Raw genomic sequence first — 23,555 nt, 5'->3', positions numbered from 1 at the left:
GCTTACCGCGTCGGCAGCGTGTCGCGCGGCGGCGTCTCGGTCGAGCGCTCGTCGGTCGCGCCGACGGCGCTGACGCGACGGAAGACGGTCTCGGGGTCGCGCGTGCGCCGCCAGTGCCACCACGTCCGCGCCAGCAGCGACAGCTTCCGCACCCGCCCGAGCGACGGGGCCGTCGACAGCACGTCGCACCCCTGCCGGCGGATGACGCGATGGTGGTCGGCGTAGAGGACGGCGGCGAGGAGGACGCCGAACTGGCAGTCCGTCGGCAGGTACTGGATGCCGGCGACGCCCTCGCGGTAGAGACGCTCGGCGCGGCGCAGTTCGTCGCGCATCGCGGCCGCGAACGCCTCCGAGAAGTCGAGCGCGTCGACGTCGGCGTGGGACACGCCGTGTCGCTCCAGGGTGGTCGCGGGGAGGTAGACGCGGTCGCGGTCGACGACGTCTTCGCGGACGTCACGGAGGAAGTTGGTGAGCTGGAACGCCTCCCCCAGCGCCGTCGCGTGGTCGAGTGTCTCTTCCGTTCCGCCGTCGGTTTCCATCACCGCGGTCATCATCCGTCCCACGGCGGCGGCGGAGCCGTCCATGTAGGCTTCGAGTTCGCCGTAGTCGGCGTAGCGGTCCTTCTCGATGTCCGATTGCATCGCGTCGACGAAGGCCTCGACGTCGGCGTCGGCGATGTCGTGACGCTCGCGGAGGTCGCAGAAGGCGGCGAGCAGCGGCTCCTCGGGGTCGACGCGGCCGAGGGCCTGGTCGCGGAGGCGGTCGAGGTGGGCGCGCTGTTCGGCGGGCGTGGCGTCGCCGGGGTCGTCGACGACCTCGTCGCAGATGCGGAAGAAGCCGTACAGCACGTACGTCGGCTCGCGCACCCGCTCCGGCAGCAGTCGCGTCGCCAGGTGGAACGTTCGGCCGGTCCGCTGCTGTATCGTCTTGCCCTGCCGCACGTGAGTGTCGTTCATTGCTTCCAGTCCAGAGAGCGAAACCTACTACGGCCCGACACGAAATGAACGCGCCCCCAAACGTGTTGGGCCGTCCGCTTCACGGCACCGGCCCGGGACGACTCGCTCGGTGGACCTGCACGCGCCATAACAAAATTGATGCTGCGCTGGTCGCTACGATGGGTACGATGCAACGACGCACGTTTCTCGCTGCGGGGGCGCTCTCGGTCGCCGGACTGAGCGGATGTCTCAGTGGCGGGGGCGGCGGGAGCGGGTCGTACCCGACGCCCGAGGACGGCGACACGGACGGCTACCCGCCGGCGTCCGACGACCCACCGGAGAAGAAGTCCGTCGACGTCGCTTCCCTCCCGACGGTGAACCAGAATGGCCAACAGATACCCCTGTTGCCGGTCGACGTCGCGGTCAACTGGCACCAGCGCGGCGAAGCCCGGTTCGCCGACGCGCGCGGCAAGAAGCAGTACACCACCTCCCACGTCGAGGGCGCGGTGCTCAGCCCCGCCCCCGACATCGAGACGAACTTCGACGAGGACCCGGTGCTGGACTGGCCGAAGGGCGACCGCATCGTCTGCTACTGTGGCTGTCCGCACCACCTGTCGTCGCTCCGGGCCGCCGCGCTGAAGAACTCGGGGTACGAGAACGTCCTCGTCATCGACGAGGGGTTCTGGGCGTGGCACGACCGTGGGTACCCCATCAAGGGCCAGAACACCGACGCCGCGCCGGCGAACTACGCCATCGACGGCGTCGCCGGCGAGAAGTTCGCCGGGAAGGCCGCCTGGGCGCGCCACCCCGACTCCGGCCAGAGCGAGGCGACCGACATCGCGGCCGACGGCTCGTACACGCTCCACCTGAAGTTCCACGACGTGACGCCCGACTCGACGATCGCGGTCGAGACGCCGGCGTACACGGTCGAGGGCACACTTCAGGAACTTTCGAACGGCGTCGTCACGGGCTGACGGTCCCCCCGACGCCCGGACCCGCGCCCGCGACGAAGCGTGACCACGGAGTAACGCATTTTGCCGGGCGCGGTGAGTGTTCACACATGGTGGCAGAGACCGAACGAGAGGACGGGACCTGGTTCGAGTGCGAGGAGTGCGGCCTGATGTTCGACGACCGCCAGGACGCCCGCCAGCACGAGGCGGCCTGCGACGCCGAGGAGCCGGCGTACATCCAGTAGGTCAGGACAGACCGGCCCGCTCGCGGTGCTCGTCGGCGAGTCGCTCGGCGTGCTCGCGGGACTGGCACGCCTCCCAGCGGACCTGGTCGGCGTCGGCGTACGCCAGGGCCGTCTTCAGTTCGTCGCGGAGGACGCCCGCGTCCACGTCGAGGACGGTGCCGTCGTCGTCGCCGAGTTCGTAGACGCCCCAGCGCTCGGGAGCGCGGCCGACCGTCGAGCGGTCGAGCGACCGCCACCGTTTCGGGAGGCTCATTCGTTCACGAACTCGTAGGAGCGCTCCTCCATCTCGTCCTCCTCGAAGACGAACACGCGACCCCGGGCGACCTCCGGGTCGGCCTCGATCTCGACGGCGTACCCGTCGGCGCGGGCGGTGACGCCGGGGAACAGCTCCTCCTCCTCGCCGGGGTCGAGCATGACGCGGCCGACGCCGGTCTCCTCGAGGATGGAGTCGTGCGTGTTGCGGTCGTTGATGTACATCAGGACGCCCTCCGTCTCGGTGGGGTCCGTGACGAGTACCTGGACGAGCTTGCCGGGCTGGGTCCGCAGCGTCCCCTCGACCTTCTGCGGGACGCCGTTGTAGAACACCTCTCGCCCGTCGGTGTACTCGACGACGATGCCGTCCTCCGTGAGTTCGACGCCGAGCGTGTCCGGTGAGACGTCGTTGCGGGCGCTCATGCCTGGCGGTTCGCCCGCCGGCGACAAAAGGGGTGCGTTCCGGTCGCCGACCGGCCCGCCGACCTCGTTCTCCCGCCCACCGGTACGCTCGGTTACAGAACTGCGGTTCGCGGAAACGATTTGACGGTTCCCGCTCACGTCAGGACCGTGACCGAAGGCACCTCCACCGACGGCGCCGCCGAGGAAGCCGCCACCGGCGACGCGGACGCATCGCTCCCCGACCGCGACGTGACCCGGGCGGTCGGGACGGTCCTCCCCGATGCCACCGTGGTCGACGTGCGGCCGGCCGACCACGGCAAGAACGCGGTCCACTTCGTCACGGTCGAGGAACCGGGCCGCACCGAGCCACGGACCGTGGTGGTGAAGGTCGGGACGCGGTTCGGCGGCGACGCCTTCCTCCGGGAGCCGGCCCTCCTCTCGCTCGTCGCCGAGCGGACGTCGATCCCGGTCCCGACCGTGTACGGCACGGACGACGGCGACGTGCTCGGCGACCCCTTCTTCGCCGCGGAGGCCATCCCGGGCGAGACGATGGCCTTCAGTCCGGACGGCCTCGTGCCGTCCGCGTTCGAGCGCGTCTGTCACGAGGCCGGCCGGAACCTCGCCGCGCTGCACGACGCCTTCGACGTCGCTGGGTTCGGGCCGCTGACGCCCGGGGACGACGGCGGAGCGAGCGACCTCGCGCTCGACCGCGAGTTCGCGAACTGGCCGGCGCTGTTCGAGGCGTGGCTCGGCCAGCAGGTCGAGCGACTCGCGGACACCCGGTTCGACGACTGCGTGCCCGCGCTGGAGTCGTTCACCGAGCGGGCGACCGAACGGCTGTCGGGCGCACTCGAACCGGAAGCGGGGTTCGAGCCGGTGGTCAACCACGGGGACTACCGGCTCGGCAACCTCCGGGTCGACGCCGCCGCGGTCACTACGGACCGCGGAGAGCCGACGGACGAGTGGGGCGACGGAGAGACGACGGACGAGTGGGGCGACGGAGAGACGACGGACGAGTGGGGCGACGGAGAGACGACGGACGAGTGGGACGGCGACGTGACGAACGGCGTCCTCGACTGGGAGACGCCGATAGCCGCCACCGCGGAATACGAACTCGCGGTCACGGAGGCTATCCTCGTCGACTGGCCCTGGGTCGACGACGAGCGCGACCGGCGACTCCGCGAGCGCCTGTACGAGGGCTACCGCGCCGTGCGCGACCTGCACCGCGACGAGGCGTTCGAGAAGCGACGGCGACTCTACCGGGTCGCCGGTCGTGTGCGCCTGATGCGCCACGTCGAGGAGGAGATGATGGGACGGTCGGAAGCGGCGGTCGACGACCGCGCGGCCGAGCACCGGGCGTTCCTCGCGGACGCCGGCGTGCTGTAGTGCGTCACCGGATGGTCGGCCGCCAGTACAACAGCGCGACGGTGACGACGAAGACGACGGTCGAGATGTCGTACGACCCCGAGGCGATGGTCGTCGCGAGGCCGGACCCCGCGCCGGCGACGCCGGTCACCAGCGACGCGACGATGGGCCACGAGCAACTCACGCAGGAGAACAGGCCGACGATGCCGGAGATGGCGGACCCCGCAGCGTCGAGGATGGTGGCGTAGACGAGGTACGCCAGGCCGAGGTAGCCGACGACCTTGAACGGGAGCAGCGAGAGACGGACGTGCTCGCCCCCGTAGAGCAGGGCCGGCCCCCATCCGGGCGGGAGCCAGCCGATGCTGAAGCCGGTCGACGGCATCCCTGGCATGTCCATCGCCGGACCGTAGAGCCCGCCGAAGTAGCCGACGACGAGGAAGTAGCCGGCGGCGACGGCGGCGGCGGCGTAGCGCTGGCGGTCCGACTGGGCGACGGGGTCCGTCTTCAGCACGGCGTAGCCGGCGACGTTGATCCAGACGAACGGGTACAGCAGGTAGCGGATGGCGCCGACCTGATGGTTCGAGACGGTCAGGTACAGGGCAAGCAGGAGAAACTCCGCGTTCAGCACGGCGACACCCCTGGCGACGGTCTCGAAATCGGGTCGGAAGCGGGCGAATCCAGTATTCATAGTGCGATGGCGTCGACGACGATGGCGACCAGCAGCGCGCCGAGGTAGGCGTTGGAGGCGTGGAACGACCGGAAGGCGGCCTGCCGGTCGCGCTCGCGGTGGAGGCGGACGACGGTCCAGAGGAACGCCGTACCGAAGACGACGCTCGTCAGGGCGTACAGCCAGCCGAGGTTCGCGACGGCGACGAGCACCGCCGCGGAGAGCAGCGTCGCACCCAGATAGTAGAGGACGTGCTTGCGCGTCTCGGCCTCGCCGCGCACGACGGGCATCATCGGGAAGCCGCCGCGGGCGTAGTCGTCCTTGTACGCCAGCGCGAGGTTGTAGAAGTGCGCGGGCGTCCACAGGAAGATGACGCCGGCGAGGACGAGCGCCGGCAGGCCGAGGCCGTCGTCCACCGCCGCCCACCCGATGAGGGCGGGCAGCGAGCCGGCGAACCCGCCGATGACCGTGTTCTGGACCGTGTTCGGCTTCAACAGCAGCGTGTAGACGACGCTGTAGAAGACGATGGCGGTCAGCCCGAGCACGGCCACGAGCAGGTTCACCGAGAGGAAGACCGCGAGCGACGCGGCCGCGAGCAGTACGCCGAACGCCACCGCGTTCCGAACCGGAATCTGGTCGGTCGCGGCGGGGCGGTCGGCGGTCCGGTTCATCTTCTGGTCGACGTCGCGCTCCAGCACGTGGTTGAAGGTTCCGCTCGCGCCGATGGAGAGGACGCCGCCGGTCAGCGTCGCGACGACGGTCCCGACGCGGAGGCTCGGCCCCGCCGCCAGCGCCATCCCGGCGGAGGCGACGAGACAGAGCAACCACATCAGTCGCGGCTTCATCAGCCGGAAGTACGCGAACGCGGTCCGCCTGGCGCGGGCGACGACGCCGTCGGGCGCGTCGCGGATGACCGCCGGTTCGTCGGGCGCGTCCTCGTCCGCGACGCCCATCTCGACCGGACCGTCCTTCGACTCCGGTTCGAGCGTCCACGCGAGCGCGATCACGACGCCCGTGAAGATAGCCATCCCCGCGACCAGGTGGACGGCCGCGAACGACGCTGGCGTCGCCGACGTCGCGGCGAACGCGCCGAGCACGGCCTGCACCGGGTAGAGGAGCGCAGCCGCGCCGAGCGCGGCCCGGACGCGCGAACTCGTGTCGCGCCGCCACGCTAGCACGGTGGTTCCGGCGACGAGCAGGCCGACGACGAACGCGACCAGCCGGTGACCCCACGCGATAGCGAGCCGTGGGTCGTCGAGAGGGACGATCCACTGACCGTTGCACGCCGGCCACGTCGGACACGCCGTCGCGGCGTTCGTCAGCGCCGTCGTCGCACCGACGACGACGAGCAGGTAGACGCCGACCGCCGTCGCCGTGAGGGCGCGTTCGAACCCGGTCGAGGAACTGTCGGATGGCACCGTTAGCGGTACTTTTGACGCGGTACACTTAGACCAACCGCTTCACGAGAGACCTGTCGACCCGGGCGACAGTGTTCAGCGGCGTCAGGAATATACGGCCGGTCGTCGTCGGTCGTGACATGAATCCCAGCGAACGCGTCGGCGACGTCGTCGACAGGCTCCGCGAGAGCGCGACCGTCGAGACGGTGTACGGCGACCCGATCGAACGCGGCGGGCGGACCGTCGTCCCCGTCGCGAACGTGCGTTACGGGTTCGGCGGCGGCTGGGGAACGGACGACGAGGAGGGCGAGGGCGGCGGCCTCGGCGGCGGCACGGCCGCGACGCCGGTCGGCGCGCTCGAGGTCGACGAGGAACGGACCCGGTTCGTCCGGTTCGACGAGCGTCGACGCACCGTCATCGCCCTGTTCGTGGGGCTCGCGCTCGGCGCGTTCCTCCGGCGACGGTAGCAGCCCCGTCGCCGGCTCCGCCCGCGATTATAAACCGCCGCACGTGTTACGATTACAGAACGAACCCGGTCTGAACATCCCGAATGGTCACCGAACGGCAACTCTCGACGAGCAAGGACATCCACCGTCGAACAGGGCGGACGTTCTACGTCGCCACGCGGTTGCTCCCCGAGCGCGTCCGGCACCCGACGTACGTGCTGTACGGCTTCTTCCGCATCTGCGACGAGGTCGTCGACGACCCCGGCGACGCCACGCCCGCCGAACAGCGCGCCAGACTCGACGACCTGCGAGCCCAGGCGCTCGGCCGCGCCGAACCGACGGACCCAGTCCTCGCGGCGTTCCGCGAGGTAGCGGACGAACGCGGCATCGCCGACGCCGACGTCGAAGCCTTCGTCGATGCGATGGTGACCGACGTGGAGAAAGACCGGTACGCCGACTACGGCGAGCTGGAAGCCTACATGGACGGCTCCGCCGCTGCCGTCGGCCGCATGATGCTCGCCGTGATGGGCAGCGAAGACCCGGACCTCGCCCGTCCGCACGCGACGGCGCTGGGGGAGGCGTTCCAGCTCACCAACTTCCTCCGCGACGTCCGCGAGGACGTCGTCGACCGCGACCGCATCTATCTGCCCCGGCGCACGCTCGAACGCCACGGCGTCACCGACGACCAGGTCGAACGCCTGGCGTTCTCCGAGTCGTTCGCGGCGGCGATGCGCGAGGAGATGCGGCGCGCGGAACAGCTGTATCGCCAGGGCGTCGCCGGCATCCAGTACCTGCCGGCCGACTGCCGGTTCGCCGTCCTCCTCGCCGCCGTCCTCTACGCCGAACACCACCGGATCATCCGGGAGCGCGAATACGACGTCCTCTCGGAGACGCCACAGCTCGGGACCGCACGGAAGCTGTGGCTGGTCGCCCGGACGTGGTGGCACTGGCGGCGCACGCGCGACCCCGAGACCGTCTTCCGTCGCGTCAGCGCCGTCGGCGAGGGTGACCAGTCCGCCTCCGGGGCGGGGACGCCGACGCCGGCGCGCTAGCGCTCGGCGACGCCGGAGACTGGGCCGAACACGTCGAAGTCGAAGCGGTCGGTCCACAGCAGGCCGGTCCCGAGCAGCGCCGCGACGGCGACCGGCACCCAGTTCGCGAAGTAGGCGTTCATCGTTCCCCAGAGGACGACGAAGCTCACCATGTCGTCGAGCATGAACTCACAGCCCCGGAGCCGCGCCCGGACCGCCCGTACGTCGAAGCCGAGGTCGACCAGTCCCACCGCCACCGTCCCGCTGAGCACCCACCCGAGGAAGTTCGAGAGCGGGACGCCGTAGTACGTTCCGCCGTCCGCGTAGCGCCAGAACCCGAGCGAGACGGCCGCCGGGTCGAGCACGAGGTCCACGATGAGGACGACGGCGAGCGACGCGACCAGGCGGACCGGTCGCGAGTCGGCGTGCGAATCGAGCAGGAGCAGGCAGAGCAGGTAGCTGTTCAGCACGAGCGGGAAGAAGAAGACGGGGAGTCCCACGGGGACGGTGCCGAGCAGCATCGGCCCGAGTTCGAGCAGGTAGCGGAACTCGCCGTACGGGAGACCGGTCGTCACGCCGACGAACTCGACGGCGTAGGTGTAGGCGGTCAGCACCGCCAGCGCGGCCGCGGCGCGACGGTCGACGAGCGGGGCGAGACCGGCGACCAGCGGCGAGCGCATCACCACCGTCCCGAAGAGGATGAGGTAGGGGTTGCGCGCCAGCCACGCCGGCAGCCACGCCTCGTGGCCCGCGACGAAGAGGAGTGCGCCGACCAGCGGGAAGACGACGGCGATGGTGAACCGGTTCTCGCGGACGACGCGCGACAGCGCCGCCTCCGCCTCGGCGCGGTCGAGGCGGTCAGCCATGCGTCGTCCCCCAGAGGCCGCCGAGGGTCAGGACCATGCCGACGACCGTGTTGACGAGCGGATACCACCAGTAGGCGCGGTCGACGGCGACGTCCGCCACCCGCCAGGCGACGACGAGCGCTGGGTAGACGAGCAGCAGCGCGCCACCCCGGCGGTCGAGCAGCGCGAACGCGGCCGCCGCGAGCAGCCAGAGCGCCGCACAGTAGGCCAGCGTCCCGGTCTCGCCGAGTCGGGTCGCGGTCGTCTCGATGCCGGCCGCGCGGTCCGGTTCGATGTCCGGGATGGCGGAGAAGGTGTGCATCGCCATCGCCCAGAACCACCCGCCAGCGACGGCGAGCGCCGGTGGCTGGTGGCCCGCCACGGCGGCGTAGGCGGCCGCCCCCGGCAGGACGTACAGCCCGTTCGACGCCGAGTCCAGGAAGGGCGTCGTCTTGAACCGCAGCGGCGGCGCGGAGTACTCCGCGCCGAGGGCGAGGAACCCGACCAGCCACGGCCACGCGACGCGGGGCGTGACCGCGAACAGGGCGACGCCGAGCGCCGCGGTCACCGCCACCGCCACCGGCACGACCGTGCCGCCGCCGTAGCGCACCTCTCGCCCCTCCTTCTTCGGGTTGTCCGCGTCCACGTCGACGTCGAACACGTCGTTGATGCCGTAGAGGAAGACGTTCGCCGGGAGGAGGAAGTAGCCGACGAGCGCGACCGACAGCGGCGACACCAGCTCCGCGACGGAAGACGCGCCGTAGGCGACGCCGACGAGGACCGGCCCGGCGAGGTACAGCCAGAACCGCGGGCGCGACAGCTTCAGCAGGTACCGGAGCGTCGCTGCCGGCCGTCGGCGCTCGGTGGTCGTGGTCATCGTGTGGTGGTCATCGTCGTCGCTGGCTCGTCATCGTGTCAGTCCTTCTCGCGGGGTCGTCGCTGGGTCGTGCGCTGGCCCTCGTCCGCGCGTTCGATAGCCGACAGTTGCCCTTCGTCCGGGGTGGTCTTTAGGACCATGATAATCGCCGGTGCGGCCGGTCGACGTCGTCGAGGACGGCGTCCGCGGTGTGTTCGCCACTGATGAGACACATCGGGACGCCGATGCCCGGCGTGGTGTACGAGCCGGTGAAGTAGAGACCGTCGACCGCCGAGGAGCGGTGGCCGGGGCGCATCGGGCCCGTCTGGCGCAGCGTGTGCGCGAGGCCGAGCGCGGTGCCGCGCATGCTGTTGTAGCGGTCGGCGAACTCCGAGACGCTGAACTGCTCCTCGAAGGCGATGCGGTCGCGGAGGTCGACGCCCGTGTTCTCCGCGACGTCGGCGAGGATCATCTCCCGGTACCGCTCGCGCTGTTCGGGGCCGTCGTCGAGTCCCGGCGCGACGGGGACGAGCACGAACAGGTTGCTGTACCCCTCCGGCGCGACGTCGTCGTCCGTCTCGCTCGGGACGCAGAGGTAGTACGCGGGGTCGTCGGGCCACTCGCCCTCGTCGAATATCTGGTGGAAGTGGCGGTCCCAGTCGGTCGGCAGGACGAGGGTGTGGTGGGCCAGCGGGTCGACGTCGCCCTCGACGCCGAGGTACAGGAGGAAGGCAGAGGGCGCGTACGTCCGCGACTCCCAGTAGTCGGCGTCGTACTGGCGGTGCTCCGCGGGGAGCAGGTTCTGCTCTGTGTGAGCGTAGTCGGCGTCGCTCACCACGAGGTCGGCCGGGGTCCGGCGGTCGCCCGAGTGGACGAGGAAGTCGCCCTCGTGGCCCGTGATGGCGGTCACCTCGTGGTCGGTGCGGTACTCGACGCCGAGTTCTGAGCCGAGTTCGGCGATGCCGTCGACGACGCCGCCGAGGCCGCCCTCAGGGTAGTGGACGCCGAGATTGAAATCCACGTGACTCATCAGGTTGTACAGCGCGGGCGTGTTGTGCGGCGACCCCCCGAGGAAGACGAGGGTGTACTGCATGATCTGCTGGAGCTTGGGGTGGTCGAAGAACTTCTCGACGTGGTCCTGCATCGACCCGAGCAGGCTCAGCCCGCGGGCGTTCTTCACCACGTCCCAGGAGACGTAGTCCCGGAACCGGTTGCGGTCGGTGTAGACGAACTCCTCCATCCCGACGCCGTAGTTCTTCTCCGCGCGTCGCAGGTAGTCGTCGAGCGCGTCGCCGGCGCCCGGCTCGTACTCCTCGAACACGGCGCGGTTGTGCTCCATGTCGGGGCGGACGTCCACCCGGTCGCCGTCCTTGAAGAAGATGCGGTAGTGGGGGTCGAGGTGGGTCAGCTCGTAGTAGTCGGTCGGGCTGCGGTCGAAGTGGCCGAAGAACCGCTCGAACACGTCGGGCATCAGGTACCAGGAGGGCCCCATGTCGAACCGGAAGCCGTCGGCCTCCAGACGGCTCGCGCGCCCGCCGAGCTGCTCGTTCTTCTCCAGCACCGTCACGTCCGCGCCCGCGTCGGCGAGATAGCACGCCGTCGACAGGCCGCCGAAACCGCTCCCGACGACGACGACGCTCGTGTCGACCATGTCCATGGTCTGATTACGGGACGCGAGTGTCATAAAGACAGCACACAACGTGAACGGTCACCGACGTCGAACCGGACCGCCGGCGCGTTTAGCTGGTGTATAACAAAGGGCCTGCAACACGTCGTCGTAGATGCGCCCACCCTGACTCGGGCGCGCTACCGTGCCGGTGTGAGCGCACGTATCCCGACGTCGCCAGGGGCTCTGGCGATGGGCTGGCCTCCCATCACTGTGTCACCAACCCCCTCACGAAAGTTCTCATCTCGGGGTACTGGAGACCCGCACGGCACACATATATCCTCTCTGACCTGTGCTCCGATAGACTTATACGCGGCTGTTACGGGTTCTCGGACAACGAACCGTCGCATGCAACTCGTCTCCTTCGCACTGTTGCTCAGCGTGGCGATGTTCGTCGGCCTGGTCGTCATCGCCGCGTACGTCCTCTGGTCGGAGGTGGTCGGCGTCGACCCGAGCGTCGCCGAGGCGTTCGCGGCGATGTCGAGCCTGCGGCGGACCGCGGTGGCGCTCGTCTCCGGAACGGTCCTCGGGGTCGGTGCAGTCCTCGCGCCGTCGGTCGAGGGCGGCGTCGCCGGCATCATCATGCTCGGCGCGAGCGTCTTCGGAGCGATGCTGCTGTACGAACTGCTGCAGGACCGTCGCGGACCGTTGAACTGACGCCGTCCGGATCTCGATTCTACCGTCAGACCACGTCGTCGACCGCCGACAGCAGGTTCTCTGGCTCGACGACGCGACCGCGCTCGCAGAGTTCCTCGTAGGTGGCGACCGCCTCGCTGCCGGCGTAGTTGCGCTCGTCGAACGGTCGCTCCTCGACGACGACGACGGACTCGGCCGCACGGGCCGCCGCCAGGTTCGGGAGGTTGCCGGCACCCACCTCGACGTCCGCGAGCACGGTGGCGTCGGCCTCGCGGATGCGGTCCTCGACGGCTGCGCGCGCCTCGCCGTCGATGGGTGCGAACGGTTCCTCGGTCACGGCGTCGAGGCCGAGCAGGCGCGCCGTCTCCAGGTCGGAGTCGCCCTCGTTCAGCACGCCGACCGACACCTCGTAGCCGGCCGCCGAGAGCAGGTAGAGGAACCGCGAGACGGTGCCGCCCCCGCCGATGACGTGGACGCGACCGGCGCGGGCGTCGGGGCGGTCGGGCAGCGCGGTGACGTACGTCGACCCGGTGACGGGGTGACGGGAGACGACGGCGCGCGCGTCGAACGCCTCGCGCAGCGTCTCCTCGACGAGCACGTCCGGCGGCGGCCCGGCCGCGACGACGTCGCCCCCCGACAGCAGCAGGAGTTCGTCGCAGTAGTGAGCCGCGAGGTTGAGGTCGTGGATGGCCGCGACGACGGTCTTCCCGGACGCGACGAGGTCGCGGACGAGCTCCAGCGTGCGGACCTGGTGGTTGATGTCGAGGCTCGCGGTGGGTTCGTCGAGCAGGAGCACCGGGGCGTCCTGGGCCAGCGCGCGGGCGAGCAGGACGCGCTGGCGCTCGCCGCCGCTGACCGCGGTGATGGAGCGGTCGGCGAACTGCGCGACCTCGGTGCGTTCCATCGCGTCCTCGACCGCCGCGCGCCCGTCGCCCGCCTCGCCGCCGAACCGCGACCGGTAGGGGTGGCGGCCCATGGCGACCACGTCGCGCACGTCGAACTCGAAGGAGAGCGTCGTCTCCTGGGGCACGGTGGCGACCCGCCGACTGGCCGCCTTCGAGGAGAGGGCGTGGACGTCCTCGCCGTCGACCAGCACGCGCCCCGACTCGGGGGCGAGCGTCCCGCCGACGGTCCGGAGCAAGGTGGTCTTGCCGGCCCCGTTCGGGCCGACGAGGCCGACGAACTGCCCCTCGGCGATCTCGGCGTCGACCCCGTCGAGGACCGTCGCGTCGCCCAGGCTGACCGTGACGTCCTCGACGGCGACGGCGGTCGCGGCGTCTGCGTCGGTCGCGCCGTTCGCGGCGTCCGTTCGGTACGTGCCGCTCTGTGCGCCGGAGTTTCGGGTCACAGCGCCGTCACCTCCCGGCTGCGGAGGAGGTAGAGGAAGAAGGGCGCACCCAGGAACGCGGTGACGATGCCGACGGGGAGCTCCGCACCGCCGACGGCCGAGCGGGCGACGGTGTCGGTCGCCACGAGGAAGGTCGCGCCGGCGAGCGCGCTGGTCGGCAGGAGGATGCGGTGGTCGGGGCCGACGAGCAGGCGCATCACGTGCGGGACGACGAGTCCCACGAAGCCGATGATGCCGGACATCGCGACGGCGGCGGCGGTGACGACGCTGGCGACGGCGAGCAGGATGCGCTTCGTCCGTTCGACCTCGACGCCGAGGGTGTGGGCGTCCTCCTCGCCGAGTAGGAGGACGTTCAGGTCCTCCGCGTACGCCTGCAGGACGACGAACCCGAGGAGCGTGGGCAGCAGGGCGACGCCGACCTCCCACCACGAGGCGTTCTTCAGGTGACCCATCAGCCAGAACACCGCCTGGCGGAGGCTCTCGCCGCTGTACAGCAGCATGAGCGAGACGACCGCACCGAGCAGCGTCTGGACCGCGACGCCCGCGAGCAGGAGCGTGGCGACCGGCGTCCGCCCGTTCTCGGTCGCGAGCGCGTAGACGCCGAACGCGGCGAGCAGCGCGCCCACGAACGCGAACAGGGGAAGCGCGAGCGGGATGCTGACGGAGAACGCGAGCGGGCCGCTGACGGAGAACGAGAGCGGGACGCTGACGGAGAAGGCGATGGTGGCGACGGCACCGACCGCCGCGCCGGAGGAGACGCCGATGATGGAGGGGTCGGCCATGGGATTGCGGAAGAACCCCTGCATGACGACGCCGGCGGTGGCGAGCGCGAACCCGACCACCGCGGCGAGCGCGATGCGCGGGAGTCGGAGCACCATCACGATGGTCCGGGCGGTGGTCGGGACGTCGTAGTCGAACATCGGGAGCGCGCTCAGCACCACCTTCCCGACGGCGACGTACCCGACGTCGACGGGGCCGGTCACCGCGCTGACCAGCGCCGTCACTGCGAGCGCCGCCAGCAGGCCGACCGACCAGAGCGTGAGCCGCGTGCCTCGTCGCATGGGCGCAACTCTACTTGCTTTAGGTAAATATTTATTGAATCGCCGTGACAGCCAAACTTGCATGAAACGCGCGACACTGCTAGCAACGATACTCGTCGTCGCCGTCCTCTCGCCCGCCGGTGCGCTGGGCACCGCGGGAGCCACGGCGACCGACGCGACGAACGCGATGGAACAGGATTGCACGTTCCCGGTCACGAAGACGGACGCCACCGGGACCGAGGTGACCGTCGACGCGGAACCGCAGCGTATCGTCACCCTCTCGCCGAGCGCGGCCCAGACCGCGTGGGAGATCGGCGCGAAGGACAAGGTCGTCGGCGTGACGAAGTACGCGACGTACCTCGACGGCGCCGAGTCGAAGGCGAACGTCTCCGGTTCGGGGATGACGACCGTCGTCCGCGAGAAGGTCGTCGCCCAGAACCCCGACCTCGTCCTCGCACCGAACATCATCCCGGACCAGACCGTCCGGAAACTCCGCGAGGCAGGGCTGACGGTGTACAAGTTCGGCGAGGCGACGTCCGTCGAAGACATCTACGCCAAGACGACCCTCACCGGCCGTCTCACGGGCGAGTGCGCCGGCGCGAACGAGACGGTCGACTGGATGAAAGACCGCGTCAGTACCGTCGAGCAGGCGGTCGAGGGCCAGGATAGCCCGCGCGTCCTCTACTCGATGCGCGGCGGCTACACCGCCGGCGAGGGGACGTTCATCAACAAGATAATCGAGGCCGCCGGCGGGACGAACGTCGCCGCCGAGGCCGGCATCTCCGGCTACAAGTCCATCAGCAAGGAGGTCGTCGTCGAGCGCAACCCGCAGTGGATCGTCTTCGACTCCGACCGTCCGGTCCCGGATGAGTACGGCGCCACCGCGGCGGCGAAGGACGATCAGACCGTGGTGCTGGACCGGAACTACGTGAACCAGCCCGCGCCGCGGATCGTCCTCCCCATCACGAAACTGGCGAAGACGTTCCACCCCGAGGCGTACGAGCGGGCGAACGTGACGACCACGACGACCGCGACGTCGACCGCGACGTCGACGACTGACCGCGGGGAGACGAGCACGACCACGACCACGACCACGACGACGGTCGAGTCGAGCGGTCAGCCCGGCTTCGGTGTCGGCGTCGCCGCCGTCGCCCTCGCGGCCGTCGCCCTGCTCGCGCGTCGCGAGTAGGTCCGCCTTTCTCTGCCGCTATCGCGGGGACGCAACCAGTTCTGGCGGTGCCTCGCCGGCCTTCGCCGACAGGAACGACGTCTCCGCGGCCGAGAGGTCGCGGTCGCGGAACTCGTCGAGTCCGGCCTGGTACGCAGCGGTCGACCGGTCGCCGGGCCGTTCGAGCACGAGTTCGGCGATGCCCGTCCGCTCGCCGGTGTAGCCGAAGCCCGCCTTGGAGAGCGCGTGGAACGCGAAGGGGTTGTTGACGGCGATGCGGACGCGCTCGTACCCCCGGTCGTGCAGGCGCTCGGCCGCGAAAGCGGCGAGACGCGCGCCGACGCCCTCGCCGCGGCGGTCGGCGCGGACGGTCACGTACCGGAGCCACGCCGTCGCCGCGTCGGTGCGGTCCTCGTTGAACGCGACCGCCGCGACCAGGCCGTCGGACCTGGCCGAACTCTCCGTTCCGTCGCGCTCGCGGGCGACCGCTTTCCCCGTGTTCGACATCACGAACTTGCCGGCGTAGCTGAACCGCTCGTGGTCGAGCCGAAGGGTCGGTCCGTCCGCCGGCCAGCCCAGGACCGTGTACTCCACGGCGGAGGTTCGGTCGCGCGCCCCAAGAGGGTTTGCCACCGCTCCGCCGCTCGCCGGATTTTTGTTCCTCGCGCCCGCGTCCTCACGCATGACCCACGCTGGCGACGTCGCCCCCTTCGACCGCTTCGCCCGGTTCTACGACCGTTTCACGCCAAGCGCGGACGCCGACCTCCTCGCAGCGGGGCTCGCGCAGGCCGACCGCCCGGTCGAGCGGGTCGTCGACGTGGCCGGCGGAACAGGGCGGGCCGTGCGAGCCATCGACGTGCCGGAGCGGCTGGTCGTCGACGCCTCGGACGGGATGCTTCGACAGGCGCACTCGAACGGTCTCGAAAGCGTCCGCGGAAACGCCGCCCGCCTCCCGCTCGCCGACGGGTCGGTCGACGCGGCGATCATCTCGGACGCGCTCCACCACGTCGCCGACGTGAACGGTGCGCTCGGGGAGGCGGCACGGGTGCTCCGCCCCGGCGGGGTGCTCGTCGTCCGGGAGTACAACCCGGCGACGCTGCGCGGCACGGTGCTCGTCTGGGGCGAGCGCATCGTCGGCTTCGACTCGGAGTTCCTCACGCCGGACGACCTGGTCGAGCGACTCGACGACGTCGGACTCACGCCGCGGGTGCGCAACCGGGACTTCGACTACACGGTCGCGGGCGTCAGGTGACCGTGCGGTCGACGGTCGCCGGGCAACCGACAGACGCGACGCTGATGCGTCGTCGCCACGGCGAGGGAACATCGAGACTGCCATAACCCCCGCGTGCGGACTAGGCGTATGAGCAACGCAATCGGCGTTCGACGGGTCGTCCGTTCGCCGGCCACCGCGGCGCTCGCGGTCGGCGACCTGGTCGTGCTGGTCGGACTGCTGGCTGCAGGGTTCCTCCAACACAATCCGAGCATCGTCGGTGCCCCCGTCCGCTTCGCGGACACGGTCGCACCGTTCTTGATCGGCTGGGTCGTCGCGTCGCTCGTCGTCGGCGCGTACGGTCCGCGGGCGCGTCGCTCCGTCCCGAGCGGGGCCCTCGTCGGCGGCGCGACGTGGGTCGTCGCCGCCCTGATCGGCGCGGGCCTGCGCTCGACCTCGTTCTTCCACGGGCAGGCGCCGCTGACGTTCGTCCTGGTCGTCGGTGGACTCGGACTCGTCGCGTTCGTGACGTGGCGAACCCTCGCGGCCGCTGCAGCGGCCCGCTAGGCCGCCGTCCGTCGGTACTCGACGTACGAGTAGGCGACGAGGTACAGCGAGACGGCGACCGCCGGCGCGGCGATGAAGTAGACGGCGTACCGCGGGACGAGCGCGCCGGCGACGGTGACGACCGCGGCGAGTTTGAACAGCGTCCCGGCGCGGTCGTGCGTGCGCCGCCAGACGGTGTCGTCGCTGAGCGTCCACGGCGTCCGGACGCCGACGAACCAGTTCCGTTCGACGTGGTCCATCAGCGTCCCGAGGTAGTAGTACAGCGCCGCGATCGCCGGCGCGAGGACGGCCGTGAGCTCGAACCGGTAGCCGAGGTTCCAGGCGAGCATCAGCGAGTGGACGTACAGCATGAACGCCGCGAAGAGGACGACGAACAGGCCGTACTGCTCGCTGAACGCCCGGATGTTCTCCCCCAGCGGGTCGACCTTCGGGACGACCGCGAACAGGCCCACGAGGGCGACGGTCATCGCCGGAACGAGGAACGCGGCCCGGGACTTCGGCATCGAACCGTCGACCTGCCCACTGGCGTTCCAGTGGGTGGCCATCGTCTCCGGCAGTTGCGGGTAGTAGTACGCACTCAACGCGGCTGACAGCACGGCGAGCGCGAGCGCGACGATGTACTGCGTCCGGAGTTTCATGTACACGAATCGAACGGTTCCGCAGATAAAACTGTGCGTTCCACGAACGGGTCGACAGCCATCCGACACCGACGTCTGACCGCCTACGCGTCGTCCGGGGGACGCAGCAGCAGCGCGCCGACGGCGGCGACGAGGGCGAGCGCGCCGCCGAGCAGGAACGTCGTCGTCCAGTCGGTCGCCGTGACGAGCCAGCCGGCGACCGCACCGCCGAACACGCCGCCCCACATCTTGGCGGAGTAGAGCGCCGCGTAGTTCGCCGACGAGTGACGCCGGCCGTAGTAGTCGCCCACCATGCTCGGGAACAGCGAGTACTGCGGGCTCCAGAAGAACGTCGCCACGACGACGGCGACGACGAATCCCACCCGCGAGTCGGCGCGGGCGAACTCGACGACGGCGAACAGGCCCAGGCCACAGAGCAGAAGCGAGGCCGCCATCGCCCGCTCGCGGTCGACCCGGTCGGAGACGTGGCCGACGACGAGCCGGCCGGCGCCGCTCGACAGCGGCAGGACCGTCGCGGAGACGGTGGCGATGCCGGCGGCGAGACCGAGGTTCTCCGCGAACGAGACGACCTTCGCGGTGAGCATCAGGCCCGCACCGCTCGCGGCGACGAACATGGCGTACATCACCCAGAACTGCCACGTCCGAAGCATCTCGGTCGAGGTGTACTGGCGGCGACCGATGGTCGCCCCGCCGTCCGAGGTCGCGTCCTCCGACGTCGCCCGGTCTTCCGTTGGGTCGTCCGTCGTCCCGTCGTTCGAACCCGCATCGTCAGTCCCCACGTCTTCGACCGTCCGGTCGGTCCACCCCGACGGCGGGTCCCGTAGCACGACCGCGCCGACGAGGATGCCGACGCCGATGAGCAGGCCCATGTTCCGGAGCACGTCCGGATAGCCCGAGGGCGTCGCGTTCGCCCGGACGTAGGGGACGAAGAGCGCGCTCCCGGCCGCGAACGCCATCGTCCCGAGGCCGGTGGTGAGCCCGCGCCGGTCGGGGAACCACTTCAGCGCCGTGTTCACCGCGACGGTGTAGACGATGCCGACGCCGACCGCCCCGAGCGCGTAGAGGAGGTAGAGCTGCCACACCTCGGTCGCGTACGCCAGTCCGAGGTAGCCGCCGCCGGCGAGCACGCCGGCCAGCAGCGTGATGGCCCGGGGGCCGTGGCGGTCGCGCCACCAGCCGACCGGGAACTGCGACCCCGCCTGGAACACGACGAACACCGTGAACACCAGCCCGATGGCGGCGTCCTGGACCCCGAGGCTGGTCGCCAGCGGTCCCTCGATGGACGACCAGACGTACTGGTACGGGCTGATGAGGCCCATCATCACCGCGGCGGCGACCACCTGCCACCACCGCGAGAAGCCGAGTATCTCCCGCGCGCGCCCGGCGTGGTCGACCTCCGATTCCGACTCGACAGTCGCCATGTCCGACACTCAGACCGCGCCGAAATCAGGGTTGGGTTCGGGGCAGAACCCTCGGCGGAAACCGAAGCCTCAAACACCTGTGACGTCAATCGCCTCGGCATGGAACAGCGTACGCGCGTCCTCGCGGCCGCCGGGCTGACGGTCCTCATCTTCGTCCTCGTCCAGCTCGGCGCCCTCGCCCTGGTCGAGCCGTTCGAGTCGGCCGGCCTGCAGTCCACCGAGGACCCCTCGGACCCCACCAACAGTCTCGTCTACGTCGGCGTCATCCTCGTCTTCACCGCTGGGATGCTCGCCGTGATGAAGCTCGGCGTGGAGTGGATCCTCCGCGTGGTCATCATCCTCACCAGCGGCATGCTGTCGCTGTACGTCTTCAGCGTCGTCGTCCCGGCGGTCGTGACGCCGACCGTCGACGGCGTGCAGGTCAACCTCCTCGCCTGGCTCGCCGCCGGCCTCGTCGCCGTGGCGCTGGCCGTCTACCCCGAGTGGTACGTCATCGACGCCGCGGGCGTCGTGATGGGTGCGGGCGCGGCCGGCCTGTTCGGCATCAGCTTCGGCCTGCTCCCCGCCATCCTCCTCCTGTCGGCGCTCGCGGTCTACGACGCCATCAGCGTCTACGGAACGGAGCACATGCTCACGCTCGCGTCGGGCGTGATGGACATGAAGGTCCCCGTCGTGCTCGTCATCCCGCTCACGCTCTCGTACTCGTTCCTCGAGGAGACGGCGCAGGCGACGCCCGAGGGCGCGGTCTCCGAGGACGACGAAGCGGCGTCCGCGACCGGGTCCGCCGACGGAGGGGAGGCGGCCGCGGACGAGGAGAGCGAGAGCCCTGCCCAGGAACCGTCCGAGCGCGACGTGTTCTTCATCGGTCTCGGCGACGCCGTCATGCCGACTATCATGGTCGCCAGCGCGGCGTTCTTCCTGCCGGTCGACCCGCTCGTCGCCGGCTACTCGCTGAACCTCCCCGCGCTGACGTCGATGGTCGGCACGCTGGGCGGCCTGCTCGTCCTGCTGTGGATGGTGATGAAGGGACGGGCGCACGCCGGCCTCCCGCTGCTCAACGGCGGCGCCATCGGCGGCTACCTCGTCGGCGCGCTGGCGAGCGGCGTCCCGCTGGTCGACGCGCTCGGCCTCGCGGCGTACCTCTGACCGTCACTCCCCCGCTTTCTCCGCCGCCCGGCGCTCCCGGAGGTCCGTCTGTAGCCGCTCGGCGACCAGTTCGCGCAGTTCGGCGGCCGTCGCGGCGTCGAAGTCGGCCGCGCGGGCGTCCCGACCAGCGAGGCGAGCTGAACTCGCGGTGTCGACGACGACCGTCGCGAGCCAGAGGCGACGCTGGAACACCGTCGCCTGCTGGACGACGGTCTGGACGCGGTAGTAGGGGACGACGACCGTCGAGCGCCGCCAGAAGCCGTTGCGCGTCACGACGTGGTCCGCTCCCACCGAGTAGCCGCGGTGCTTCCAGCGGTAGTGTGCCGCGACCGGCGCGAGGACGACGAGCGCGGCCACCGCGAACCACAGGTCGAACGCGTCGGTGTACCGGTGGAGGGCGTACGCGCCGGCGGTCAGGCCGCCCGCGACGAGCGCGAACCGGACCGCGTAGCGGCGGCGGGCGCGCTTCGGCGGCCGCCGGAAGTCGAGGGTCTCGAACGACTCCACCTCGCGCGCGAGCGAGAGCACGCGCCCGCGGGTCGCGATGGGGATGGCCGCCTCCGAGCCGTCGCCGCCCTGCCCCGGCGCGTAGCCGGCGGTCTCGATGGCCAGCGACGCGTAGCCGGCCGCCCGCATCAGCGGGTTCTCCTTGAGCGTCACCGTCTGGACCTTCTCCAGCGGGACGGTACCGTCGTAGCGCTGGAGCAGGCCGCGCTCGTAGCGAAGTTCGTCGCCCACGCGCGTGAGCCGGAAGTCGTAGTAGCGCGCGAACGTCACCATCGCGCTCGCCACCCACAGGACGAGCCCGGAGAACGCCAGCTGGGCGAGGCCGAACAGCGCGTCGACGCCGGTCCCCCCGCGCGTCAGCAGCGGGACGACGAAGACGGCGAGGCCGGCGACGCGCGGTTCGACGGAGATGGCCGACAGCAGGACCAGTTCCGAGGATTGGATGGCGTACAGCTCCTCTTCCTCCGGTTCCGCCGCGCCGGGGGGAATCCGTTCGCCGGCCTCGACGCCCGACGCCGGCCGTTCGACCCCGCTGGCCGTCGCTTCCGCCGTCTCCGCGCCCGCCGCTGGCTCCTCGGCCGCCGCGCGGCGCTTGCGCCGGCGGATGTCGCTCTGGAGGCGCTTTGCCTCCTCGTAGCTCACGAACCGGAGGCTCGCCTCCGTCTCTCCGCCGCCGGCGGTCTCGAGGCTCACCGCGGCGATGCCGGCCGCGCGCTGGACGACGTTGCGCCGGATGTCGACGTTCTGGACGCGCCGCAGCGGAATCTCGCGGCGCCGCCTGGAGAGGACGCCCGACTCGATGTCCAGCGAGTTCTCCGTGAGTTCGTAGCCGAACCGCCGGTAGTAGGCGGACTCGTAGGCGGCGGCGACGAGGAGACCGGCGGCGGCGAGCGCGACGATGCGGACGGGGTCGAGGAAGTCGACGGCGCCGCCGAGCGCCAGCCCGGCGAACAGCAGGGTCGACGCGACGCTCACGCCCCGCGTCACCGCCCGGTAGGGGAGCGAGAGCGGATGGAGCTTCATACCGCGTCCTCGGACTCGCTCTCGATGGCGAGGCTGCGCAGGCGACGCTGGATGTCGGTCGCCCGCTCGGGGGTCAGCCCCGGGATGGTCACGTCCGCGCCGCGGGAGCCGGCGGTGTAGACGACGACGCTCCCGAGACCCAGCAGGCGCTCGATCGGCCCGCGCTGGGTGTCGACGTGCTGGACGCGGACGAACGGGACGACCGTCGTGACGCGGGTGAACACCCCGCGTTCGAGGTAGAGGTCGTCGTCGCGGATCTCGAACCGCCAGGACCGGTACTTCAGGACGACGTAGGCGACGCCGCCGACGAGGACGACCAGCCCGACGGCCGCTGCGACCTGGACGCCGACGTCGACGACGAAGCGGTCGATTGCCACGACGACCCCGCCGAGCAGGAGTGCCGTGACCGCCGACCCCACGAACCAGACGAGACGAACGCGAGGGTTGAGCGCTTCCATGATGAAGACACGGGACAGCCACCGCAAAAAGGGTCGGCATCGACGAACGTTCGTTACAGCGCCCCTACGTCGACGGAAGGGAGACCCTACGATTCGGTTCGCCGCGACTGACCGCCGTCAGACGGCGTGGAACAAAGGGAGGTGCGGCCGGTTACTTTGCCGGACACCATGTCAAAGAGAACCCATTCGTCGGTCACCGTCGACCGCCGCCAGTTCCTCTCGGCGACCGCCGCGTCGACGCTAGCCCTCGGAGGTCTCTCGACGACCGCAGCCGGACAGTCGAACGGCGACAAACAGATCGTCATCAAGCAGGACGGCAAGTGCATCTCGCTGAAGCCCCTCACCTACGAGGGACTTCCCGTCAAGCAGCTGTACGACTACCGCACGCCGGACACCGATCCCTCGTCGTTCAAGTACGCCTCCTTCGGCACCCGGAACCTGCAGCGGAAGAACACCAGCATCATGTTCCTCTACAAGGGTCCCAAGGGGCTGAGCCTCGTCATCGTCCACGACAAGCTGGACGGCACGGGGGTGGGTGGAGCGGCCACGTTCCGGCTCACGGGACTGCCGGCCAAAGGCGAATGGGTCGTCAAGGACGACAGCTACGACGGGTCGACCAACAGGGACACGTGGGACCACTCGATAAACCGCGACTTCGACGGCGAGAAGAGCGCGACCAGCGTCGTCAACTGGGCGTGGCAGGGCGGTCGGTCGGACGGCGGCGTCTACCGCGGGCTCGGCGACGAGTTCAAGTTCAAGATCCACCCGTCGTTCAACGAGAAGGCCGCGCTCTCCCAGCCCGTCGACGGCGGGAGCTACGAGGGGAAGGTCGACAAGTGGGAGGTCCTCTCGGGGAGCGTGAACAACCCGTCGCGGACGGAGCTGAAGATGAACAAGCCCGTGACCATCCAGACGGACGGCTGCTCGGGGTCGAAGACCACCACGTCCTCGACGACCAGCAGCGACCCCGGCGACCAGAACACGGGGACGACCACCTCGTCGACGTCCTCCACGACGACGGCACCGAGCGGGGGAAGCAAGGGGTTCTTCCAGAAGATCTGGGACGGGCTCGGCGCCGCGCTGAACGCCGTCCTGTCGTTCTTCGGCAACCTCTTCTGACCCGCGCGGGGCGCGGTCTGCCGCCCTGGCTCCCGCCGGGGGTTCGTCGACAGCGGGGTGTTGCGCCGGCGGGGTAACCGCGACGGCCGACGATGCGTGGCCACATCGGCGTCGCGACGGCCCCAGGCCCGCGACGGCGCGGGGCTGCGACGGTGCAGCGTCGGAACGCGTCGCGAACTCCACGAGCGGAAGCGAGAAACGACGGGAGCCGCGGGTC

The 23,555-nt window shown here is 70.4% G+C and carries 26 protein-coding genes; 11 read left to right on the top strand and 15 right to left on the bottom strand.

Annotated features, from left to right (window positions below; translation table 11 throughout):
• Window positions 1-2 precede the first annotated feature (2 nt).
• A complete protein-coding gene (locus NKT36_RS14685) occupies window positions 3-956 on the bottom strand; it encodes a phytoene/squalene synthase family protein (RefSeq protein ID WP_327051808.1) in 954 nt (317 codons plus the stop codon).
• A gap of 167 nt (window positions 957-1,123) precedes the next feature.
• Here NKT36_RS14685 and NKT36_RS14680 point away from each other — a divergent pair, with 167 nt between their 5' ends.
• Together NKT36_RS14680 and NKT36_RS14675 are read left to right on the top strand one after the other, a co-directional pair.
• A complete protein-coding gene (locus NKT36_RS14680) occupies window positions 1,124-1,909 on the top strand; it encodes a rhodanese-like domain-containing protein (RefSeq protein ID WP_327051807.1) in 786 nt (261 codons plus the stop codon).
• An 86-nt stretch (window positions 1,910-1,995) separates the two neighbouring features.
• Window positions 1,996-2,130, top strand: coding sequence for a DUF7128 family protein (locus tag NKT36_RS14675; RefSeq protein ID WP_327051806.1), 135 nt, complete (start codon window positions 1,996-1,998; stop codon window positions 2,128-2,130).
• A 1-nt stretch (window position 2,131) separates the two neighbouring features.
• Here the strand turns inward: NKT36_RS14675 and NKT36_RS14670 are convergent, their stop codons facing one another.
• Both NKT36_RS14670 and NKT36_RS14665 read right to left on the bottom strand, forming a co-directional pair.
• Complete coding sequence (locus tag NKT36_RS14670) at window positions 2,132-2,383, bottom strand: DUF7508 domain-containing protein (RefSeq protein ID WP_327051805.1); 252 nt, start codon at window positions 2,381-2,383, stop codon at window positions 2,132-2,134.
• Window positions 2,380-2,805 carry a DUF5796 family protein gene (locus tag NKT36_RS14665; RefSeq protein ID WP_327051804.1) on the bottom strand — a complete coding sequence of 142 codons (426 nt, stop codon included), beginning with the start codon at window positions 2,803-2,805 and terminating at the stop codon, window positions 2,380-2,382. Before NKT36_RS14665 ends, NKT36_RS14670 begins: the two co-directional genes overlap by 4 nt.
• Before the next feature lie 147 nt (window positions 2,806-2,952).
• Here NKT36_RS14665 and NKT36_RS14660 point away from each other — a divergent pair, with 147 nt between their 5' ends.
• Window positions 2,953-4,170 carry a phosphotransferase family protein gene (locus NKT36_RS14660; protein ID WP_327051803.1) on the top strand — a complete coding sequence of 406 codons (1,218 nt, stop codon included), beginning with the start codon at window positions 2,953-2,955 and terminating at the stop codon, window positions 4,168-4,170.
• 4 nt (window positions 4,171-4,174) lie between these two features.
• On the opposite strand, the gene NKT36_RS14655 is transcribed toward NKT36_RS14660, so the two are convergent.
• Both NKT36_RS14655 and NKT36_RS14650 read right to left on the bottom strand, forming a co-directional pair.
• Entirely contained in the window at window positions 4,175-4,837 is a 663-nt protein-coding gene (locus tag NKT36_RS14655; protein WP_327051802.1) for a DUF7546 family protein, read from the bottom strand.
• On the bottom strand, window positions 4,834-6,234 hold the full coding sequence (locus NKT36_RS14650) for a heme o synthase (protein WP_327051801.1): 1,401 nt from the start codon (window positions 6,232-6,234) through the stop codon (window positions 4,834-4,836). The genes NKT36_RS14655 and NKT36_RS14650 overlap by 4 nt, the downstream gene beginning before the upstream one ends.
• 119 nt (window positions 6,235-6,353) lie before the next feature.
• Between NKT36_RS14650 and NKT36_RS14645 the strand changes: the two genes are divergently transcribed.
• Together NKT36_RS14645 and NKT36_RS14640 are read left to right on the top strand one after the other, a co-directional pair.
• A complete protein-coding gene (locus NKT36_RS14645; protein ID WP_327051800.1) occupies window positions 6,354-6,680 on the top strand; it encodes a GerW family sporulation protein in 327 nt (108 codons plus the stop codon).
• Between the two features lie 83 nt (window positions 6,681-6,763).
• The gene (locus NKT36_RS14640) at window positions 6,764-7,711 is read left to right on the top strand and encodes a phytoene/squalene synthase family protein (RefSeq protein ID WP_327051799.1); all 948 of its coding nucleotides are present in this window, start codon (window positions 6,764-6,766) and stop codon (window positions 7,709-7,711) included.
• On the opposite strand, the gene cruF is transcribed toward NKT36_RS14640, so the two are convergent.
• The 3 genes from cruF to NKT36_RS14625 form a co-directional block, all read right to left on the bottom strand.
• On the bottom strand, window positions 7,708-8,556 hold the full coding sequence (gene cruF, locus NKT36_RS14635) for a bisanhydrobacterioruberin hydratase (protein WP_327051798.1): 849 nt from the start codon (window positions 8,554-8,556) through the stop codon (window positions 7,708-7,710). The two genes, NKT36_RS14640 and cruF, sit on opposite strands and share 4 nt — an antisense overlap.
• Window positions 8,549-9,412 carry a prenyltransferase gene (locus tag NKT36_RS14630; protein ID WP_327051797.1) on the bottom strand — a complete coding sequence of 288 codons (864 nt, stop codon included), beginning with the start codon at window positions 9,410-9,412 and terminating at the stop codon, window positions 8,549-8,551. Before NKT36_RS14630 ends, cruF begins: the two co-directional genes overlap by 8 nt.
• Before the next feature lie 130 nt (window positions 9,413-9,542).
• Entirely contained in the window at window positions 9,543-11,048 is a 1,506-nt protein-coding gene (locus NKT36_RS14625) for a phytoene desaturase family protein (RefSeq protein ID WP_327051796.1), read from the bottom strand.
• 357 nt (window positions 11,049-11,405) lie between these two features.
• Here NKT36_RS14625 and NKT36_RS14620 point away from each other — a divergent pair, with 357 nt between their 5' ends.
• Entirely contained in the window at window positions 11,406-11,714 is a 309-nt protein-coding gene (locus NKT36_RS14620) for a hypothetical protein (protein WP_327051795.1), read from the top strand.
• A 25-nt stretch (window positions 11,715-11,739) separates the two neighbouring features.
• Here NKT36_RS14620 and NKT36_RS14615 read toward each other — a convergent pair whose 3' ends face one another.
• Together NKT36_RS14615 and btuC are read right to left on the bottom strand one after the other, a co-directional pair.
• Complete coding sequence (locus tag NKT36_RS14615; RefSeq protein ID WP_407652219.1) at window positions 11,740-12,930, bottom strand: heme ABC transporter ATP-binding protein; 1,191 nt, start codon at window positions 12,928-12,930, stop codon at window positions 11,740-11,742.
• A 107-nt stretch (window positions 12,931-13,037) separates the two neighbouring features.
• Window positions 13,038-14,102 carry a vitamin B12 ABC transporter permease BtuC gene (gene btuC / locus NKT36_RS14610; protein ID WP_327051793.1) on the bottom strand — a complete coding sequence of 355 codons (1,065 nt, stop codon included), beginning with the start codon at window positions 14,100-14,102 and terminating at the stop codon, window positions 13,038-13,040.
• 61 nt (window positions 14,103-14,163) lie between these two features.
• On the opposite strand from btuC, the gene NKT36_RS14605 reads away from it, so the two are divergent.
• Window positions 14,164-15,270 carry a PGF-CTERM-anchored ABC transporter substrate-binding protein gene (locus NKT36_RS14605; RefSeq protein ID WP_327051792.1) on the top strand — a complete coding sequence of 369 codons (1,107 nt, stop codon included), beginning with the start codon at window positions 14,164-14,166 and terminating at the stop codon, window positions 15,268-15,270.
• Window positions 15,271-15,288: 18 nt separating this feature from the next.
• On the opposite strand, the gene NKT36_RS14600 is transcribed toward NKT36_RS14605, so the two are convergent.
• A complete protein-coding gene (locus NKT36_RS14600; RefSeq protein WP_327051791.1) occupies window positions 15,289-15,843 on the bottom strand; it encodes a GNAT family N-acetyltransferase in 555 nt (184 codons plus the stop codon).
• An 88-nt stretch (window positions 15,844-15,931) separates the two neighbouring features.
• Here NKT36_RS14600 and NKT36_RS14595 point away from each other — a divergent pair, with 88 nt between their 5' ends.
• Together NKT36_RS14595 and NKT36_RS14590 are read left to right on the top strand one after the other, a co-directional pair.
• Window positions 15,932-16,501, top strand: coding sequence for a class I SAM-dependent methyltransferase (locus NKT36_RS14595; protein ID WP_327051790.1), 570 nt, complete (start codon window positions 15,932-15,934; stop codon window positions 16,499-16,501).
• A 108-nt stretch (window positions 16,502-16,609) separates the two neighbouring features.
• Window positions 16,610-17,026: a DUF3054 domain-containing protein gene (locus NKT36_RS14590; protein WP_327051789.1), complete on the top strand. Its 417-nt coding sequence runs from the start codon at window positions 16,610-16,612 to the stop codon at window positions 17,024-17,026.
• Here the strand turns inward: NKT36_RS14590 and NKT36_RS14585 are convergent.
• Together NKT36_RS14585 and NKT36_RS14580 are read right to left on the bottom strand one after the other, a co-directional pair.
• Complete coding sequence (locus NKT36_RS14585; RefSeq protein WP_327051788.1) at window positions 17,023-17,664, bottom strand: SdpI family protein; 642 nt, start codon at window positions 17,662-17,664, stop codon at window positions 17,023-17,025. The genes NKT36_RS14590 and NKT36_RS14585 overlap by 4 nt on opposite strands.
• An 83-nt stretch (window positions 17,665-17,747) precedes the next feature.
• On the bottom strand, window positions 17,748-19,085 hold the full coding sequence (locus NKT36_RS14580; RefSeq protein ID WP_327051787.1) for an OFA family MFS transporter: 1,338 nt from the start codon (window positions 19,083-19,085) through the stop codon (window positions 17,748-17,750).
• 99 nt (window positions 19,086-19,184) lie between these two features.
• Here NKT36_RS14580 and NKT36_RS14575 point away from each other — a divergent pair, with 99 nt between their 5' ends.
• Window positions 19,185-20,231 carry a presenilin family intramembrane aspartyl protease PSH gene (locus tag NKT36_RS14575; RefSeq protein WP_327051786.1) on the top strand — a complete coding sequence of 349 codons (1,047 nt, stop codon included), beginning with the start codon at window positions 19,185-19,187 and terminating at the stop codon, window positions 20,229-20,231.
• 3 nt (window positions 20,232-20,234) lie between these two features.
• Here the strand turns inward: NKT36_RS14575 and NKT36_RS14570 are convergent, their stop codons facing one another.
• Window positions 20,235-21,761 (bottom strand): PH domain-containing protein, encoded by a 1,527-nt coding sequence (locus NKT36_RS14570; RefSeq protein WP_327051785.1) that lies wholly within the window; start codon window positions 21,759-21,761, stop codon window positions 20,235-20,237.
• Entirely contained in the window at window positions 21,758-22,219 is a 462-nt protein-coding gene (locus tag NKT36_RS14565) for a PH domain-containing protein (protein ID WP_327051784.1), read from the bottom strand. Before NKT36_RS14565 ends, NKT36_RS14570 begins: the two co-directional genes overlap by 4 nt.
• A 168-nt stretch (window positions 22,220-22,387) precedes the next feature.
• Between NKT36_RS14565 and NKT36_RS14560 the strand changes: the two genes are divergently transcribed.
• A complete protein-coding gene (locus tag NKT36_RS14560; RefSeq protein WP_327051783.1) occupies window positions 22,388-23,338 on the top strand; it encodes a hypothetical protein in 951 nt (316 codons plus the stop codon).
• Window positions 23,339-23,555 lie beyond the last annotated feature (217 nt).

The sequence above is a fragment of the Halomicrococcus gelatinilyticus genome (assembly GCA_024227995.1).
GTDB classification, from domain to species: Archaea; Halobacteriota; Halobacteria; order Halobacteriales; family Haladaptataceae; genus Halomicrococcus; species Halomicrococcus gelatinilyticus.
This window is presented reverse-complemented; position numbering and strand designations above follow the sequence as displayed.

Bases quoted from the DNA above. Each gene is read 5' to 3' on its own strand.
- NKT36_RS14605 (WP_327051792.1), top strand. From the start codon at position 14,164: ATGAAACGCGCGACACTGCTAGCAACGATACTCGTCGTCGCCGTCCTC.
- NKT36_RS14685 (WP_327051808.1), bottom strand. From the start codon at position 956: ATGAACGACACTCACGTGCGGCAGGGCAAGACGATACAGCAGCGGACC.
- NKT36_RS14620 (WP_327051795.1), top strand. From the start codon at position 11,406: ATGCAACTCGTCTCCTTCGCACTGTTGCTCAGCGTGGCGATGTTCGTC.
- NKT36_RS14625 (WP_327051796.1), bottom strand. From the start codon at position 11,048: ATGGACATGGTCGACACGAGCGTCGTCGTCGTCGGGAGCGGTTTCGGC.
- btuC (WP_327051793.1), bottom strand. From the start codon at position 14,102: ATGCGACGAGGCACGCGGCTCACGCTCTGGTCGGTCGGCCTGCTGGCG.
- NKT36_RS14675 (WP_327051806.1), top strand. From the start codon at position 1,996: ATGGTGGCAGAGACCGAACGAGAGGACGGGACCTGGTTCGAGTGCGAG.
- NKT36_RS14565 (WP_327051784.1), bottom strand. From the start codon at position 22,219: ATGGAAGCGCTCAACCCTCGCGTTCGTCTCGTCTGGTTCGTGGGGTCG.
- NKT36_RS14595 (WP_327051790.1), top strand. From the start codon at position 15,932: ATGACCCACGCTGGCGACGTCGCCCCCTTCGACCGCTTCGCCCGGTTC.
- NKT36_RS14575 (WP_327051786.1), top strand. From the start codon at position 19,185: ATGGAACAGCGTACGCGCGTCCTCGCGGCCGCCGGGCTGACGGTCCTC.
- cruF (WP_327051798.1), bottom strand. From the start codon at position 8,556: ATGGCTGACCGCCTCGACCGCGCCGAGGCGGAGGCGGCGCTGTCGCGC.
- NKT36_RS14560 (WP_327051783.1), top strand. From the start codon at position 22,388: ATGTCAAAGAGAACCCATTCGTCGGTCACCGTCGACCGCCGCCAGTTC.
- NKT36_RS14680 (WP_327051807.1), top strand. From the start codon at position 1,124: ATGCAACGACGCACGTTTCTCGCTGCGGGGGCGCTCTCGGTCGCCGGA.
- NKT36_RS14655 (WP_327051802.1), bottom strand. From the start codon at position 4,837: ATGAATACTGGATTCGCCCGCTTCCGACCCGATTTCGAGACCGTCGCC.
- NKT36_RS14580 (WP_327051787.1), bottom strand. From the start codon at position 19,085: ATGGCGACTGTCGAGTCGGAATCGGAGGTCGACCACGCCGGGCGCGCG.
- NKT36_RS14665 (WP_327051804.1), bottom strand. From the start codon at position 2,805: ATGAGCGCCCGCAACGACGTCTCACCGGACACGCTCGGCGTCGAACTC.
- NKT36_RS14585 (WP_327051788.1), bottom strand. From the start codon at position 17,664: ATGAAACTCCGGACGCAGTACATCGTCGCGCTCGCGCTCGCCGTGCTG.
- NKT36_RS14630 (WP_327051797.1), bottom strand. From the start codon at position 9,412: ATGACCACGACCACCGAGCGCCGACGGCCGGCAGCGACGCTCCGGTAC.
- NKT36_RS14670 (WP_327051805.1), bottom strand. From the start codon at position 2,383: ATGAGCCTCCCGAAACGGTGGCGGTCGCTCGACCGCTCGACGGTCGGC.
- NKT36_RS14590 (WP_327051789.1), top strand. From the start codon at position 16,610: ATGAGCAACGCAATCGGCGTTCGACGGGTCGTCCGTTCGCCGGCCACC.
- NKT36_RS14645 (WP_327051800.1), top strand. From the start codon at position 6,354: ATGAATCCCAGCGAACGCGTCGGCGACGTCGTCGACAGGCTCCGCGAG.
- NKT36_RS14640 (WP_327051799.1), top strand. From the start codon at position 6,764: ATGGTCACCGAACGGCAACTCTCGACGAGCAAGGACATCCACCGTCGA.
- NKT36_RS14570 (WP_327051785.1), bottom strand. From the start codon at position 21,761: ATGAAGCTCCATCCGCTCTCGCTCCCCTACCGGGCGGTGACGCGGGGC.